General features: G+C 45.0%; 15 protein-coding genes. 12 read left to right on the forward strand and 3 right to left on the reverse strand.

Annotated features, from left to right (window positions below; translation table 11 throughout):
- Nucleotides 1–12 precede the first annotated feature (12 nt).
- The gene (locus OV592_RS20840) at nt 13–888 is read right to left on the reverse strand and encodes a LysR substrate-binding domain-containing protein (RefSeq protein WP_406609880.1); all 876 of its coding nucleotides are present in this window, start codon (nt 886–888) and stop codon (nt 13–15) included.
- Nucleotides 889–992: 104 nt separating this feature from the next.
- Between OV592_RS20840 and OV592_RS20845 the strand changes: the two genes are divergently transcribed.
- Nucleotides 993–1,610, forward strand: a complete 618-nt coding sequence (locus OV592_RS20845; RefSeq protein WP_406609881.1) for a glutathione S-transferase family protein — start codon at nt 993–995, stop codon at nt 1,608–1,610.
- 43 nt (nt 1,611–1,653) lie between these two features.
- Here OV592_RS20845 and OV592_RS20850 read toward each other — a convergent pair whose 3' ends face one another.
- On the reverse strand, nt 1,654–2,649 hold the full coding sequence (locus OV592_RS20850; protein WP_406609882.1) for an NADP-dependent oxidoreductase: 996 nt from the start codon (nt 2,647–2,649) through the stop codon (nt 1,654–1,656).
- Between the two features lie 123 nt (nt 2,650–2,772).
- On the opposite strand from OV592_RS20850, the gene OV592_RS20855 reads away from it, so the two are divergent.
- From OV592_RS20855 to OV592_RS20905, 11 genes are all read left to right on the forward strand, one after another.
- Nucleotides 2,773–3,384: a LysR family transcriptional regulator gene (locus tag OV592_RS20855; RefSeq protein ID WP_406609883.1), complete on the forward strand. Its 612-nt coding sequence runs from the start codon at nt 2,773–2,775 to the stop codon at nt 3,382–3,384.
- Nucleotides 3,365–3,694 (forward strand): LysR substrate-binding domain-containing protein, encoded by a 330-nt coding sequence (locus OV592_RS20860; protein WP_406609884.1) that lies wholly within the window; start codon nt 3,365–3,367, stop codon nt 3,692–3,694. Before OV592_RS20855 ends, OV592_RS20860 begins: the two co-directional genes overlap by 20 nt.
- Nucleotides 3,695–3,880: 186 nt before the next feature.
- Entirely contained in the window at nt 3,881–4,990 is a 1,110-nt protein-coding gene (locus OV592_RS20865; protein WP_016400113.1) for an ABC transporter ATP-binding protein, read from the forward strand.
- An 18-nt stretch (nt 4,991–5,008) separates the two neighbouring features.
- Nucleotides 5,009–6,055: an ABC transporter substrate-binding protein gene (locus tag OV592_RS20870; protein ID WP_016400114.1), complete on the forward strand. Its 1,047-nt coding sequence runs from the start codon at nt 5,009–5,011 to the stop codon at nt 6,053–6,055.
- A gap of 23 nt (nt 6,056–6,078) precedes the next feature.
- Complete coding sequence (locus OV592_RS20875) at nt 6,079–7,320, forward strand: ABC transporter permease (RefSeq protein WP_406609885.1); 1,242 nt, start codon at nt 6,079–6,081, stop codon at nt 7,318–7,320.
- A gap of 2 nt (nt 7,321–7,322) precedes the next feature.
- A complete protein-coding gene (locus tag OV592_RS20880; RefSeq protein WP_152785353.1) occupies nt 7,323–8,180 on the forward strand; it encodes an ABC transporter permease in 858 nt (285 codons plus the stop codon).
- 274 nt (nt 8,181–8,454) lie between these two features.
- Complete coding sequence (locus tag OV592_RS20885) at nt 8,455–9,183, forward strand: glutathione peroxidase (RefSeq protein WP_152785351.1); 729 nt, start codon at nt 8,455–8,457, stop codon at nt 9,181–9,183.
- A gap of 71 nt (nt 9,184–9,254) precedes the next feature.
- Entirely contained in the window at nt 9,255–10,727 is a 1,473-nt protein-coding gene (locus tag OV592_RS20890) for a dihydrolipoyl dehydrogenase (protein ID WP_406609886.1), read from the forward strand.
- A 185-nt stretch (nt 10,728–10,912) separates the two neighbouring features.
- On the forward strand, nt 10,913–12,556 hold the full coding sequence (locus OV592_RS20895) for a diguanylate cyclase domain-containing protein (RefSeq protein WP_406609887.1): 1,644 nt from the start codon (nt 10,913–10,915) through the stop codon (nt 12,554–12,556).
- Between the two features lie 125 nt (nt 12,557–12,681).
- Complete coding sequence (fabV, locus tag OV592_RS20900) at nt 12,682–13,875, forward strand: enoyl-ACP reductase FabV (protein WP_406609888.1); 1,194 nt, start codon at nt 12,682–12,684, stop codon at nt 13,873–13,875.
- Nucleotides 13,872–14,279, forward strand: coding sequence for a GNAT family N-acetyltransferase (locus tag OV592_RS20905; RefSeq protein ID WP_338622628.1), 408 nt, complete (start codon nt 13,872–13,874; stop codon nt 14,277–14,279). The genes fabV and OV592_RS20905 overlap by 4 nt, the downstream gene beginning before the upstream one ends.
- A gap of 692 nt (nt 14,280–14,971) precedes the next feature.
- On the opposite strand, the gene OV592_RS20910 is transcribed toward OV592_RS20905, so the two are convergent.
- Complete coding sequence (locus OV592_RS20910) at nt 14,972–15,649, reverse strand: class I SAM-dependent methyltransferase (protein ID WP_152785481.1); 678 nt, start codon at nt 15,647–15,649, stop codon at nt 14,972–14,974.
- Nucleotides 15,650–15,770 lie beyond the last annotated feature (121 nt).

Raw genomic sequence — 15,770 nt, forward strand, 5'->3', positions numbered from 1 at the left:
TAACTTTCAACGTTATACCGCTTCAGCTGGCGTGTCTAATAAATAGGCATCTTGCTGGCGAAACCGCTGACAAATTTGTTTAACTGTGTCACTACTACACGCCGCGTGTGGCTGGGTGGCAGCAACAACTACAATATCAATTGCTGGCAAGGGAGGCATTGTTTTAGCGCACAATTCTTGCAATTCGCCCTTGCTAGATCGCGCCAGAGCGGCTACGGCTAATCCTTGCGAGACCAATCCATACAGGCCACTATGATTGGCACTGGTTGCGAGCAAACGATAAGGTATGTCTGCCTTATCTAATCCATCAATCGCGCTGGCGTGAAACTTACAATCAGTTTCATATAAGGCTAATGGCATAGGCCGTAATTGACTTAAATCGCGATCTTTATGGCTTACCCAAACGCCTTGGTCATGGCGCAACAAATAACCTTCATCACTATCTGGGCTGCGAGTAAGAATGGCCAAATCAAGTTCGCCTTGATCCAAGCTTTCTCTTAATTTCACACTGGGTGCAGCAGACAAGCGTAAACACAAATTGGGAATGGTTTGCTGCAATAACTCGCACAATAAAGGTAACACCGACACACTATAATCGTCTGGGCAGCCAATGCGTAAGTCCACTCTATCGTGGCTGTGCTTCAACTCTGTGACAGCTTGGTCGTGCAAGCTAATAATACGCCGCGCATAGCTCGCTAAGGCTTGACCAGCAGGGGTTAGCACTAAACTACGGCCTTCTTTTTCAAACAAAGGGCTAACGCTTTCTTGCTGCAATTTTTTCATTTGTGCACTAATTGCAGACTGGGTGCGAAAGGTTTGGCTAGCCGCTCGGGTAAAGCTACCGCTTTCTACAAAAGCCACTAAGCTGCGTAAAGCATCAATGTCCATTTCAACCCATCACCATTGTTAATAGTTGCCATCAAAAATAATCGTTATTCAAACTACAAGCAACTTGTCACACTAGCCGCATTACCTAAGCACAAGGATTCGCTATGATTTTGCACGACTACTTACCCTCTGGAAACGGCTACAAAATTCGCTTATTGCTTAGCCTACTAGGCCAAAGCTATCAACTTAAAAGCTATGACATCGTGAAGGGTGAATCACGCACTGCTGAATTTTTAGCATTAAACCCTAACGGCAAAATACCTGTGCTTGAATTTGACGATGGACGCTGCTTGGCAGAGTCTAATGCTGTTTTGTTTTATCTAGCCCAAGGAACACCGTTTTGGCCGCAAGATGCTTGGCAACAAGCTCAAGTTATAAAATGGATGAGTTTCGAGCAATATAGCCATGAGCCAAACATTGCCAGCCCACGATTTTGGCTTACCCACGCTGGCGTAACAGCAGAGCGTCAGGCTCAGTTAGCCGATAAACAACAGCAAGGCTACGCTGCATTAGCGGTGATGGAGCAGCACCTTAGCCAACATGATTATTTTGTGGCGAACACTCTTACTATTGCTGATATTGCCTTGTATGCCTATACCCACGTAGCTGAAGAAGGCGGATTTGATTTACAGAAATTCCCAGCCGTTTTGGCTTGGTTAGAGAGAGTGGCTCAAGTAAACAACTATGTCAGCATTAACGATGATTCAGCACGAGTAAACTAGAGCAGTAAAAAAGACCAAGCCGACAATCGGCTTGGCCAAACGCTTACAATTTAACTAGTAACTTTCCTTGGTTTTCGCCGCTAAACAGCAAATTGATGCCTTCGATGGCTGAACCTAAGCCTTCTAAAACATGAACGCGATACTTTAACTTGCCCGCTTGCAAGTAGCTGCTTACTTGCTGCATTAACTGTGGAGCTTTATCCAAATGGTCTGGCATGGTAAAGCCTTGAATAGATAAACGCTTTTTAACAATGGGGATCCAGTTAGGGCCAGCCGAAGGCTGCTCGGTGTTGTAATCGGCAATCATTCCACACACTACGATGCGACCAAAAGCATTCATATTATCAATGGCCACTTGCTGGATCTCACCACCGGTATTTTCGAAGTAAATATCAATACCATTGGGTGTTAGCTCAGCGACTTTTTCGGCAATATTATCGGTTTTATAATTAACAGCACCATCAAAGCCTAATTCTTCTACTAGCCAGCGACATTTTTCATCGCTACCAGCCACACCCACTACGTGCAAACCTTCGGCCTTGGCAATTTGCCCAACCAAAGAGCCTACCGAGCCAGCAGCTCCGCTTACCAATAAGGTTTCCCCTGTTTTTGGTTTAGCAATCTCTAACAAACCTTGAGCGGCGGTCATGCCTGGTAAGGCTAAAACTGCTAACACCGCTTCCGCAGGTAAACCAGCAGGAATAATGTTTATCCCAGCACCATTACTGACAGCTTGTTCGGTCCAGCCAAACATGCCCATTACCGTAGCACCTACCGGAAACTGCGCATTGCGAGATTCGATCACCTCAGCAATACCGCTAGCGCGCATAACATCACCTAAAGCGACCGGAGGAATGTAACTCTCGGTATCGGCGCTCATCCAGCCGCGCATTGCTGGGTCTAAGGACATATGTGTTTGTTTAACCCTAAACTCGCCATCTTGCAAAGCCTCTACAGCGTGGCTGCGGCTTTCAAAGCAACTGGCTTCAATGTTAGTAACAGGGCGCTTGACCAAATGAATTGATTGATAGCTCGACATGCAGGCTTCCTTAAGTGAATAGTATTCATCATTATTTACGCTTTCATTGTAAATAGCTTTACAAATAGGAATAAATAGCCCTTTAAGCTAAACTTTATTGCCTTTTAGACAAAAGTGACCCTGATGGATAAGTTACGCGCCCTGCAATATTTTGCTCACCTTGCTGAATCTGGCAGCTTCACCAATACTGCCAATGCCTTTGATGTGCCGCCCTCCTCGGTATCTCGACGGATTGCCGATTTAGAAGCCTTACTCAAACAACAATTGCTGCACCGCAGCACTCGTCAGGTAAAACTTACCGAGTTGGGCGATTTATACTATCAGCAGATATTACCAGCCTTACACAGCTTAAGTGATGCAGAAGACCTGCTTAAACAACAGCAACATCACCCCAGTGGTTTACTGTCAATTAGTGCGATGCCAAGTTACGGTGAGCTATGTTTAACGCCTATTTTGAGTGAATTTTCACAACGTTACCCAGACATCGTGTTAGATCTTCACTTTAGTGATCAGTTAAGTAACTTGCGCCGCGACCAAATAGATATCGCAATTCGTGGCGGCACCGCACCCGACGAACGCATTGTTGCCAAAAAGCTCTCGAATAATCATTTTGTTTTGTGTGCTTCGCCAGAATATTTAGCGCGCAATGGCCAACCACAAAGCCCTCTCGAGCTTAATCAACACCCCAGCTTACGCTATCGAAGCCCAGAAAAAAGTGCTGCCTTGGTTATATAAAGAACAACAAAAATGGCAAGAATTACATCCACCTATTCGCTTAATTAGCAATCATGGTACAAGCTTAGTCAACGCAGCAAAAAGTGGTGATGGCATTGCTTTACTGCCAGAGTGGGGAATTAGCCAACAACTTGCCGAAGGCAGTTTAGTGCGTTTTTCAGTAGGCCAAGATATACGTGTATCGCCTGCTGAAGCTACCGGCATTTACCTTTTGTACCAAGGGCTTAAGTATCAAATTCCTAAGGTAAAGGTAGCGGTAGACTTTATCGTATCGCAACTAATGCAGCAGCCTAGTGAATACTTAGGCTAACAAACAAAGCAGCCAACAGTTAAACCCTGCGTGTTTAACTATTCAGCATATTATGCTGATGTTTCCACTAAGCTGTTCAAACTTTGCACTTTTCTCTGCAAACTTGTTTGTTAAGATAATGTTACGTTCGATTCTTGATTACTTGGTCTACTTTTAGCAACAAGCTCTTAGCAAAAGGAACTGTTTATGGGCGAGCCGGTCAGTGACCAACAATATGTGCGCTTTGTTGACGTTAAAAAAAGCTACGATCAACGCAGCTTAGTGGTAAAAAACTTTAATCTTGATATTCGCAAGGGTGAGTTTGTTACCTTGCTAGGTCCTTCAGGCTCTGGCAAAACCACTTGTTTAATGATGCTCGCCGGCTTTGAAGATGTCACCAGTGGTCAAATTCTAGTAAATGGCCAAGCGATTACTAACGTTGCACCTTACAATCGCAATATTGGCATGGTGTTCCAACACTACGCATTATTTCCTCACATGACCGTAGCCGAAAATCTCGCTTATCCCTTAGCGGTTCGTAAACTTCCCAAAGAAGAAATTAGCCGCAGAGTGGCCGACTCTTTAGCCTTGGTAGAACTAGAAAGCTTTGGCAAACGCTACCCTGGGCATTTATCTGGCGGCCAAAAACAACGGGTTGCCCTAGCGCGCTCACTCATCTTTGAGCCTTCGATTGTATTAATGGATGAACCGCTAGGCGCATTAGATAAAAACCTTCGCGAGCAAATGCAGCTGGAAATTAAGCGGCTGCACGAAGCCATCGGCTTTACTGCTATTTATGTCACCCACGACCAAACCGAAGCACTCACAATGTCAGATCGCATCGCCGTATTTAACGATGGGGTTGTGCAACAATGCGCCGCACCAGACGTGCTTTATGAGCGCCCCGAAAACGCCTTTGTCGCCGACTTTATCGGTGAAAACAATCACCTCAAAGGCAAGGTACTCAATCGCGCTCAAGGCTTAGCCAAAGTAGAGCTAAGTGATGGCAGCGTGGTTAGTGGCCAAGCCATGGATTGCCCAGAGTCTGGCAATGCTTGTGTGCTGGCTGTGCGCCCAGAGAATCTATTTATAGAAAGCGACAAACATCGCTTTGATAACCGAATTGAAGCAGAGTTTATTACGCGCCTCTATGTGGGCGACTTTATTCGCTACTTCTTTAAGCTTCGTGACAAAACCGAGCTCATGGTAAAAGTGCTCAACGATCACGATGCACCACAAATTGCCGCTGGCACAATCACTAAACTAACGTGGTCCGTTAATGACGGGTTAGCTTTTAATCCACCCCCAAGCTCTTAATGGTAAAGGATGGTACCTATGAAACGTTTACTTCCAGTTCTTGCTCTCGCGTCGGTCTGTAGCATTGCCAATGCCGACCAACTCACCGCCGTATCCTTTGGTGGTGCGTATGGCGCAGCCCAGCAAAAACATATGCTAGACCCCTTCATGAAAGAAACCGGCCACAAGATTTTATTTGAAAACTACTCCGGTGGTATTGCCGAAATTAAAGCCCAAGTAGAGAGTGGTAACATTCTTTGGGACGTGATCGACGTAGAGGTGATTGATCTCGAACGCGCCTGTTCAGAAGGCCTATTAGAAGTGATTGACCACGCCAGCCTACCACCTGGTGATGACGGCGTGCCTGCAGCAGAAGACTTTAGCGAAGCAGCACTCGCCAATGAATGTGGCGTGGGTAACATTGTTTGGACGGTGCTTTATGCCTACAACAACGACACCATTAAAGGCGGCCAACCTAGCTCCATAGCCGACTTTTTCGATACCAAAACTTACCCTGGGAAACGTGCTTTACGTAAGCGCCCACAAGTAAATTTGGAATGGGCACTGATTGCCGATGGTGTGCCAAAAGAACAGGTTTATGAAGTATTAGAAACCGACGAAGGCCAAGCTCGCGCCTTTGCTAAGTTAGCCACTATTGCCGACGACATCGTTTGGTTCGACAGCTGGTCACAAGCGCCGCAATTGCTCAATGATGGTGGTGCCGTGATGGTTCAATCGGCCAACGGGCGGATCTTCGACGCCATTCAAAGCGAAGGAAAACCTTTTGAGATGGTGTGGGATGCTCACTTATATGACCTGGACGTTTGGGCCATTGTAAAAGGCACCAAGAAAAAAGACTTAGCCATGGAGTTTATCCGTTTTGCCACCAGCTCAAAACCATTGAGCGGCATGCCTGAGGTGGCTTACGGCCCTACTCGTAACTCATCTTACGCTTATGTAGATAAAGCGGTTATTCCAAAACTGCCATCTTCACACCTGGATAAAGGTGTTAAAGCATCTGGTGAGTTTTGGGCTGATTATGGTGAATCCTTAGGTGAGAAATTTAACGAGTGGCTGCTGAAGTAATAGCAACTTAGTTAGAGGTGAAGATGGATAACAACAGCCTTAGCGTTGAAGAAATTCTCGAGAGCAAACGCTTGCTTAAACGCAAAAAGCGTATGCTGCTGGCATTTACCATGCCGCTGTTGATATTTGTCTTCATCACCTTTATCTCCCCCATTGCCACCATGCTATACCGCAGTGTTTACCACCCAACGGTTAGCCAGTTAATTCCTTTAAGTTTGGAGGAACTAAGCACTTGGGACGAAGCTGGCGATCAGCTTCCTAATAGCCAAGCCCTCAAGCAATTTGCCATTGAGCTGCAAGGGCTCTCTAAAGAGCGCTTATCGGGCAAGCTAGCCGAAGAAGTGAATCGGCTTAAACCTGGTAGCTCTAGTTTAATAAAATCCAGTGCCAGAAAACTTAAGAAAAAATCTCTCGAAGAATTACAGCAAAGTGGCGACACCTTGTTGCTTGGTTACTCCAAAAAATGGCAAGACATCAATTTATGGCGTGCGGTAAAACGCTCTGGGCAAGCCTTTACCGACAGCTACTACCTTACAACCTTTGATTTAAAGCGTAATCCCGCTGGAGAGATCGAGCAGCGCGATACTCAAATCTATTTAAAGCTATATTGGAAAAGCTTAAAAATAGCGCTAATTATTACTTTTTTAACCGCTTTGTTAGCCTATCCTTTGGCCTACTACTTGGCCAATGCGCCCAGTAAAATTGCCAATCGTTTAATGGTGTTGGTTTTATTGCCTTTTTGGACCTCACTGCTGGTTCGCACCACCTCTTGGATAGCCATTTTACAAACCAACGGCGTGGTCAACTCAACCCTGCAAGCCTTAGGCTTGATTGATGAACCCTTTGAAATGCTCTACACCCAATTTGCCACCATCATTGCTATGACCCATATTTTGCTGCCATTTATGATTTTGCCTTTGTATAGCGTGATGAAAAATATCGACCCGAGTTATTTTCGCGCGGCGCTGTCTTTAGGAGCGAGGCCAGTGCCGGCTTTTATCAAAATTTACCTACCAATGACCATCCCAGGGGTAAGTGCCGGCGCTCTATTGGTATTTATTATTTCGATTGGCTACTACATTACCCCAGCCATAGTCGGCGGTACCGAAGGGCAGATGATTTCTAATATTATTGCCTTCCACATGCAGTCTTCCAATAACTGGGAACTCGCAGCAGCACTCGGCTCGTTATTGCTAGCCTTAATCATTGCTCTGTACTGGGTTTACGATCGCTTTGTTGGCGTAAACAATATTAAGTTGGGCTAAGCATGAAAAGTTATCCTAAATATTTCACCTTCTGGCATATCTTAGCTCACTACGGCCTGCGCTTTTGCTCGTTATTGGTGCTGGCATTTTTGATGCTGCCAATCATGGTAATAATTCCACTCTCGTTCAACGTAGAGCCCTTTTTTAGTTTTACCGAGGGTATGTTAGCGCTAGAGCCCGAGGCCTACTCTTTGAAATGGTATGCCGAAATCTGGCACGACGATAAGTGGTTATTAGCAATTAAAAACAGCTTTTTTATTGGCATATGCGCCACCTTAATTGCTACCGTATTAGGCACCTTAGCGGCAATTGGTTTAAGCAACCCAGCTATGCCCTGGCAAAAACTTTGGATGGCAATCTTATTGTCGCCGATGATCGTGCCACTCATTATCACAGCAGCAGGAATGTACTTTTTCTATAGCCAGCTAAACTTGGCAGGATCTTACCTAGGCGTGATTTTAGCGCATGCTGCCTTGGGCACACCTTTTGTTTTAATCACCGTAAACGCAGCATTGTCTGGCTTTGATTATTCCTTAGTTAACGCATCACTAGGCCTTGGCGCACGCCCTCTCACCACCTTTTTTAAAGTTATTATGCCGCTCATCCGCCCTGGTGTAATATCTGGCGCCCTGTTTGCTTTCATCACTTCATTTGATGAAGTGGTGGTAGTACTGTTTTTAGCTGGGCCTGAGCAGCGAACCATTCCGCGACAAATGTTCTCTGGTTTACGTGAGCAAATTAACCCCACCATTTTGGCAGTAGCCACTTTATTGATTGTGATTTCTGCCATGCTGCTATTTACCATTGAGTATCTGCGCGCCCGTAGCGAGCGAATTCAAAGTGGAGAACTAGATAGCTAATCTATTTATTACAACAACTTACATGCGTTTATTTTATCTTGGCTATTTCACAGATATAAATTGATCATAAACAAGCAATTCACGACTATCCTCTAATCTAACTCCCTATATTCACGCTTTAACACCTATTATTGCTGTGCTAATCCTTTGAATTTAATTTTAATAGCAATTACCTATCGTAAAGATAGATTCAATTGCTTTTACAAATCAACGCGAAAAATTGATACTAGACCCATCAAACGAACACACCTTATTAGAGTTTACGGAGAAAGATATGTTAGAGAATCGCGAAGGCCAAAATGTACCAAGTGTTACTTTTCATACTCGTCAAAACGACGCTTGGGTAGACATTACAACAGAGCAGTTATTCAAAGATAAAACCGTTGTTGTTTTTGCCCTACCTGGTGCATTTACACCAACTTGTTCATCAACACACTTACCACGCTACAACGAGCTAGCTGGTGTTCTAAAAGAAAATGGCGTTGATGAAATTGTATGTTTAAGTGTTAACGATACGTTTGTAATGAACGCATGGTTAGCCGACCAAGAAGCCGAAAACATTACTGTAATTCCAGATGGAAACGGCGAATTCAGCGAAGGCATGGGCATGCTAGTGGGCAAAAACGACTTAGGTTTTGGCAAACGCAGCTGGCGCTACTCTATGTTGGTGAAAAACGGCGTAATCGAAAAAATGTTTATTGAGCCAGATGTTGCAGGCGACCCGTTTGAAGTATCAGATGCCGACACCATGCTTAACTACATTAATGCCGACGCTAAAAAGCCTTCTGCAATTAGTGTATTTAGCAAGCCAGGTTGTCCTTTCTGTGCCAAAGCTAAGCAATTGCTACATGACAAAGGCATGGCTTTTGAAGAAGTAATACTTGGCACCGACGCCACCAGCGTAAGTCTTAAAGCGATTAGCGGCCGCAGCACTGTTCCACAAGTATTTGTAGACGGTAAACACATTGGCGGTAGTGAAGAGCTAGAAGCTTACTTAGCTTAAGTAATAAAAATTCAGGCGAGACGGTCTACTCGCCTGAACAACTCAATTCGCAGGTTTCAAAGGTAGTTATCATGTCAAATTCAGAAGTTAAGCAATCTGTAGATGTAGCCATTATTGGTGGCGGAACCGCAGGTTTAGCCGCATACCGCGCCGCAAAAGAGCATACCGATTCGGTATTAATGATTGAAGCAGGCCCCTATGGCACTACGTGTGCACGGGTAGGTTGTATGCCAAGTAAATTGCTAATTGCAGCTGCTGAAAATGCCCATCAATATGAAAAGTCGGCCCAATTTGGGGTTAACTTGGGTAAGCCGCAGATTGACGGCCACGCTGTGATGCAGCGGGTAAAATCTGAACGCGACCGCTTTGTGGGTTTTGTATTGGAGTCTGTAGAAGGCATCGATGCTAAGCACAAGCTAGATGGCTACGCAGAATTTGTTACTGAGAACCAACTTAGCGTTAAACATAGCGATGGTTCAAGCACTCAAGTTGAAGCTAAGCGCATTGTTATTGCTAGCGGCTCACGCCCAGCTTTTCCAGCACCTTGGGCCGAGCTAGGTGACCGCTTATTGGTAAATGACGATATTTTTGAATGGGATACCTTACCAGAATCGATTGCGGTATTTGGCCCAGGCGTAATTGGCCTAGAGCTTGGTCAAGCCTTACATCGTTTAGGTGTAAAAGTACTAATGTTTGGTGTGGGTGGCGCAGTAGGCCCACTTACCGACCCAGCCTTAACTGATTATGCCAATACCACTTACGCCGAAGAGTTTTATTTAGATTCAGACGCTAAGGTTGAGTTAATTGAGCGCAGTGAAAATGGGGTCAAGCTTCGCTATATCGATAAACAAGGTGCAACAGTTGAAACTGAAGTTGATTACCTCGTTGCTGCCACTGGGCGTAGACCTAATACCGATAAACTGGGATTAGATAAGCTAGATATTCAGCTTGATGAACGCGGTGTGCCGGTTGCCGACCACTACACTTTGCAAACATCGATAAGCCACATTTTTATTGCCGGTGACGCTAGTAACCAGATCCCTCTGCTGCACGAGGCCGCCGACCAAGGCAAAATTGCTGGAGATAACGCCGGACGTTGTAAAGAAGTGCGCGCTGGTTTACGTCGCACGCCAATCGCAGCAGTATTTAGCGATCCGCAAATTGCTATGGTGGGTGAAAGCTACCGCGATATTGAAAAACGCTTAGGCTCTTGTGGTTGCTTTGAAGTTGGCGAAGTAAGCTTTGAAAATCAAGGCCGCAGTCGAGTGATGTTAGTAAACAAAGGCATTGCTCACTTATATGGTGAACAAGGCACAGGCCGCTTTTTGGGAGCAGAAATTATCGGTCCAAATGCCGAACACTTAGCTCACTTATTGGCTTGGGCGCATCAAGCTAAAATGACGGTTTCACAAATGCTGGATATGCCGTTTTATCACCCAGTGATTGAAGAGGGCGTGCGCACAGCATTACGCGACCTAAACGCTAAGTTGCACCTTGGTCCAGAAATGATTGATGCCTGCATGGAGTGTGGAGTGGGTAGCTAAACCCTCAAAAACGCTACAAAACAAGCCCTGTGGTTAAACGCCATGGGGCTTTTTTCATTTAAGTGACTAAAAAATCAATAAATATGTTAGCATCCAACTATTGCCAACAAAGCTTATCATTACGGGTAGTTTGCTCTATGCTATTTGCAGCTTTGTTGAAACAAGGATGAACGATACAAACGCTTATGTCTGCTTTTAGATTTTTTATTAGCTTAGCTCTAACTTTATATTTGGCCTGTTATAAGCCTGCAATTGCTGCCGATTTGAATGCCAGTTCACAGCAAATCTACTTAGCAGAAGACCAACAAGTATTACCGCATCGCTACAGTGATATACCTAGCTGGCTAAATAAACTGAGCCAAGTTGATCGGGTAAAACTTAGTGGCGGCAGCTATTGGCTAGTAAAAAAGATAAATATCTCTCAACCAAATCAATGGATAGCCAATGTAGAAGGCCCAGTTATTGAGAACATTGATTACTATCTGTATTCAGAAGGTAATCAAATGCGTCACCTGAGTAGTGGCTACTTACACCCCTACGAATATTTGTTTAGTTATGCCCGCCACATTGACACGCCAAGCTTAGGCGGATACTGGCTGATTACCCGCATTTCTAGTCAATATTATACCGAACAACCACAGCTCAGCTTTGGTCACAAGTCAGACATGAGCCAACTCTATCATTGGCGAGCCAGCGTAATCACCTTATGCCTAGGCGGCTTGCTGATCCTAGCAATATATAACGGTGCAGTAGGGCTAGTGCAGCAAGATCGCGTATTTGCCTACTTCAGCGGCTACTTATTTTCCATTACCCTAGCATTGGCCTTGGTTTTCCATGTTGCTGCGCACTTATTACATCTACGCATTACCCAATTACACCTATTACCCGTGTTGTTGATTCCAATCTTTAGTGTATTGTTTTACTGCCGTTTTCTTAGTTTGCAGCAATATGCACCGAAGCTGTGGCTGGCAAGTCGCTACCTAATTGCACTGTGCTTACTCAGTATTCCGGTTGCGGTTATTTGGGTAAATTGGGCGGTAATTTTGGTCTACTGCGTGATCTTACTGTGGGTAGTTTTAGCGCTTTCTAGTGCTTTACAATGCTGGCGTCAAGGCTCGAAACAGGCGCAGCTTTTCATACTATCAACCCTACTATTACTAATACCCGCGTTACTGTTAGCAATGGCCGTTGTGCCTAAAAACACCACCACCTTGTTGGCGGCCGACTTATCCATTCTACTTAGCTGTATTTTTAGCACCTTGTTCATGTCACTGGCGTTGCACTACAAATTTAAGCGACTCACCTTAGAGTCCTTATTAGTCGCTAAGCAGTTGAGTGAAGAACGCGATGCTGCTCGTTTAGATGCCCTAACTGGCTTAAAAAACCGCTATGCCTTTAACGAATATGTAAGCAATATTGAATTTGATGAAGAGCATCACACCAGTCTCGCCTTGGTCGACATTGATTATCTGAAAAGCATTAATGACCATGCCGGCCACCAAGAAGGCGATAAGCTAATTAAGCTGGTGGCTGAAGCGCTCAACATGGTGCTCAGCGACCAAGTTAAACTTTACCGCATTGGCGGTGATGAGTTTGCGGCCTTTTCTGACACCTTATCTTGCAGTGAGATTGACGAAAAACTGGCCATTGCCGACAAAATCATCCAACTTAATGGCACCGCACAAAGTGGTATTAGCTTTGGCAGCGCCAGCACCGATGATTGCCAAGACGCAGAACAGTTGTTTTACCGAGCAGATATGACCATGTACCAACAAAAAGCCCAACGCAAACGTAAATCCAAGCTAGTTGCGCTTAATCAACAACCCTAGGGGCTGTTTATCTTTCGAGCTGACTTTTGCAGCAATAGGAGTCGAGCAATAGCTTGATATGGTGTAACTTACTGGTCTAAGACATCCACTAAACTTGTTGCATAACTTTTCTCATGGAGTTGACCATGCTTATTTCCCCACAATTAACGGGCAATATCGCTCGCAATTGTCATCCGCCAGGCTGTAAAGCCTATTTGCAACAACAAGCGGATTATATTCAACAACAAGCGACCATAAGCGGCGCAAAAAAGGTGCTGATTTTGGGAGCCTCTTCTGGCTTTGGTTTAGCCTCTCGCTTAAGCTTAGCCTTAGCAGGAGGAGCCGATACCATTGGCGTATCCTTCGAGCGCGGCCCTAATGAAAAAGGCTTGGGCAGTGCTGGCTGGTACAATAATATTTTCTGCAAAGAACTCGCCGAGAAACAGGGTTTACTAGCAAAAAACTTTATCGGTGATGCCTTTGATCCAGCCATGCGTAGCCAAGTCATTGAGTACATTAAGCAAGAGTTTGGCGGCAAAGTTGATTTGGTGATTTACAGCTTGGCTACGGGTAAGCGCAAAACCGAATCAGGACAATGGCACTCGGTACTAAAAACCACCGACGCGCCACTACATGGCTTAAGCATTAACCTAGAAACCGAACAGCTAGAACCTCAGACTGTAGAATTGGCCAATGCTGCAGAAGTGGAAGCCACCACTAAAGTCATGGGCGGCGATGAATGGCGAAACTGGATAGATGCACTGCAAAAAGCCGATGTATTAGCCCAAGGCTGCAATACCATTGCTTATTCCTATGTAGGGCCAGAACGCACCGCCGCGATTTATCGCGATGGCACCATAGGCCGAGCTAAACAGCACCTACATGTCACTGCACAAGAGCTGGATAAACAGCTGCAAACGCAGGTAAGCGGCCATGCCTACGCTTGTGTATGTAAAGCCTTGGTAACTAAAGCCAGTGTCTACATCCCAGTAATGTCGCCCTACATCTCTTTACTGTACAAAGTAATGAAAGAGCAGGGCAGCCACGAAGAATGCATTGAGCAAGCTTATCGATTATTTAGCCAACACCTCTATCCACAAGATGGTCAAGTTCGATTAGACACACTAAATCAGCTTCGTATTGACGACCTAGAGCTAAGCCCACAGGTGCAACAACAAATAGACTTACGTTACCCCACGGTCACAGCGGATAACTTCAAACAAACCACCGACTTTGACGGTTACAAAACTGCGTTTTTACGACTAAATGGCTTTGCAGTAGCTGGGGTAGACTATCAGCAACCTTGCGATGTTGAGGCTTTAAGCCAGCTCAAACCATGATAGACATTCACACAATTAGCGCCGAACAAACCCTAGCAATTCGCCAACAAGTTCTATGGCCTAGCCATGATTTGGCGTTTTGTCGAGTACCTGAAGATGACACTGGTGAGCACTATGGTGCTTACCTTAATGGCCAACTCATCATGGTGGCTTCGTTATTTACTAGTGGAAACGAGATTCGGCTGCGTAAATTTGCCTGTTTGCCAGAGCACCAAGGGAAAGGATACGGAAGCAAAATGCTCAATTACATGGTTGAACAACAAGCGGGTAAACCATTAACTAGTTTTTGGTTTGACGCACGTTGCAGCGCTATTGGTTTTTATCAACGTTTAGGCTTTTTAGTGACGAGTGAAGTGTTTGATAAACACGGCGTTGACTATGTAAAAATGGCAAAAGCACTTTAGGGTCTGTTGATCTTTGGTGTTGAAATTTTGTTCGAGATTAGCGGGCTTTAATCGCGGCGAGCACTTAGAAGCCTAGTGGGCTAAGCAAGAAGTGCTTAACAAAGAATAAAGTTCGCTTACCCGAACCCTTCGGGCAGCATTTCTTAGCCATTTACTCAGCGTTAGCGAGTGATTATTAAGCCCACTTAACTGCTCACTCACTGCCTTGCCTAAATGGCTAATAAATTGCTGCAAAAACCATCAGCAAAGATCAACAGACCCTAGTAACAACCTCCCTACAAATTGCAGGCGAAAAAAAAGGAGAAGCAATGGCTTCTCCAATTTTTCTGTCGGTCAACAAAGGTCAGATCTTATTTCTTTCGATATCGCGCCAATCCTTGGAACGATGGAAATAGAGTAATGATAGCGTTTTCTTGATGCAAGCATTTTCCCGGTCAATCACAAGAAACTAGATCGAGCTCACTTAAATTAGAGGCATCCGTGATCTAGATCAAAGAATCGTTGCATTTGATTACACGCCAAGCCTAAGCAACTGTTTTCAATAAATAATTGCTATTTTCACTCGAAAATTCCAAGTTAAAAAAAGCAGCGAATTGCGTGAAAAAAATTGAGCAATATCAAGGGATAAAACGATTATTTAAGTGGCTTTATCACTTATCAGCTCGACAAAGCCACGGTCGTTGAGCAAGCGACTAAATCAGTGAATAAATATCGAAGCGGTGGGTTTTAGTACTTAAATGGTTATGGGCAACTTTACCTGCTAGAGGTTCTGCATAACTGGGCCTTTTTACCACTACCCGTTTTTGTGCAACTTTCAAAGCTTGCTCCAACAACAAGTCTGCATCTAAGTCGGCACCTACCAGTAGCTGAAAAACTCGCATCTCTTTTTTAACTTGTGCAGATTTTTTCCGGTGAGGATACATGGGGTCTAAATAAACCACGTCGGCCTGTAATTGTTGATGAGCTAGATCATCAATACTGCTTGCGTATATCAAGCGCATTCGCTCTGTAACCCAAGAGCCAATGTCGGCGTCTGCTTTAGCCCGTCGTAATCCGTCATCAAGTAAGGCTGCCACCCAAGGGGAGCGCTCTAACATGGTGACCTCACAACCAAGGTTGGCTAATACAAAAGCATCTCTGCCTAAACCCGCTGTGCCATCTATAACACTGGGGCGTTGACCTTTTTTTACACCAACCGCTTTACTCACCGCTTCCGCACCACCATATTGACGGCGATGGGCAACTCGGCCCGCTAGAAAGTCGACTTTAACGTCGCCCAATTTAGCCTCATCGCAGTAGCGCAAGGCTAAGCTCTCACCATCTAGCACCAAGCAAAAACCGGTTTCTGGCAGCTGTTCACATCGCTGCATAGCAAAGCGCTCTATTAAGCTATTGGCGTAGTCAGTGTCGGCGGATTGCTCACAATACAAACGTGGCTGCTGGCTGTCCAAGGCAGGGCTCCATAAAGAAATAAAACAAGTTTAACAGATG

Source organism: Agarivorans sp. JK6 (assembly GCF_045277145.1).
GTDB classification, from domain to species: Bacteria; Pseudomonadota; Gammaproteobacteria; order Enterobacterales; family Celerinatantimonadaceae; genus Agarivorans; species Agarivorans albus.

Coding starts and splice junctions, on each gene's coding strand:
- OV592_RS20865 (WP_016400113.1), top strand. CDS start 3,881: ATGGGCGAGCCGGTCAGTGACCAACAATATGTGCGCTTTGTTGACGTT.
- OV592_RS20880 (WP_152785353.1), top strand. CDS start 7,323: ATGAAAAGTTATCCTAAATATTTCACCTTCTGGCATATCTTAGCTCAC.
- OV592_RS20895 (WP_406609887.1), top strand. CDS start 10,913: ATGTCTGCTTTTAGATTTTTTATTAGCTTAGCTCTAACTTTATATTTG.
- OV592_RS20870 (WP_016400114.1), top strand. CDS start 5,009: ATGAAACGTTTACTTCCAGTTCTTGCTCTCGCGTCGGTCTGTAGCATT.
- OV592_RS20855 (WP_406609883.1), top strand. CDS start 2,773: ATGGATAAGTTACGCGCCCTGCAATATTTTGCTCACCTTGCTGAATCT.
- OV592_RS20840 (WP_406609880.1), bottom strand. CDS start 888: ATGGACATTGATGCTTTACGCAGCTTAGTGGCTTTTGTAGAAAGCGGT.
- OV592_RS20910 (WP_152785481.1), bottom strand. CDS start 15,649: ATGCAGCGATGTGAACAGCTGCCAGAAACCGGTTTTTGCTTGGTGCTA.
- fabV (WP_406609888.1), top strand. CDS start 12,682: ATGCTTATTTCCCCACAATTAACGGGCAATATCGCTCGCAATTGTCAT.
- OV592_RS20850 (WP_406609882.1), bottom strand. CDS start 2,649: ATGTCGAGCTATCAATCAATTCATTTGGTCAAGCGCCCTGTTACTAAC.
- OV592_RS20885 (WP_152785351.1), top strand. CDS start 8,455: ATGTTAGAGAATCGCGAAGGCCAAAATGTACCAAGTGTTACTTTTCAT.
- OV592_RS20875 (WP_406609885.1), top strand. CDS start 6,079: ATGGATAACAACAGCCTTAGCGTTGAAGAAATTCTCGAGAGCAAACGC.
- OV592_RS20845 (WP_406609881.1), top strand. CDS start 993: ATGATTTTGCACGACTACTTACCCTCTGGAAACGGCTACAAAATTCGC.
- OV592_RS20905 (WP_338622628.1), top strand. CDS start 13,872: ATGATAGACATTCACACAATTAGCGCCGAACAAACCCTAGCAATTCGC.
- OV592_RS20890 (WP_406609886.1), top strand. CDS start 9,255: ATGTCAAATTCAGAAGTTAAGCAATCTGTAGATGTAGCCATTATTGGT.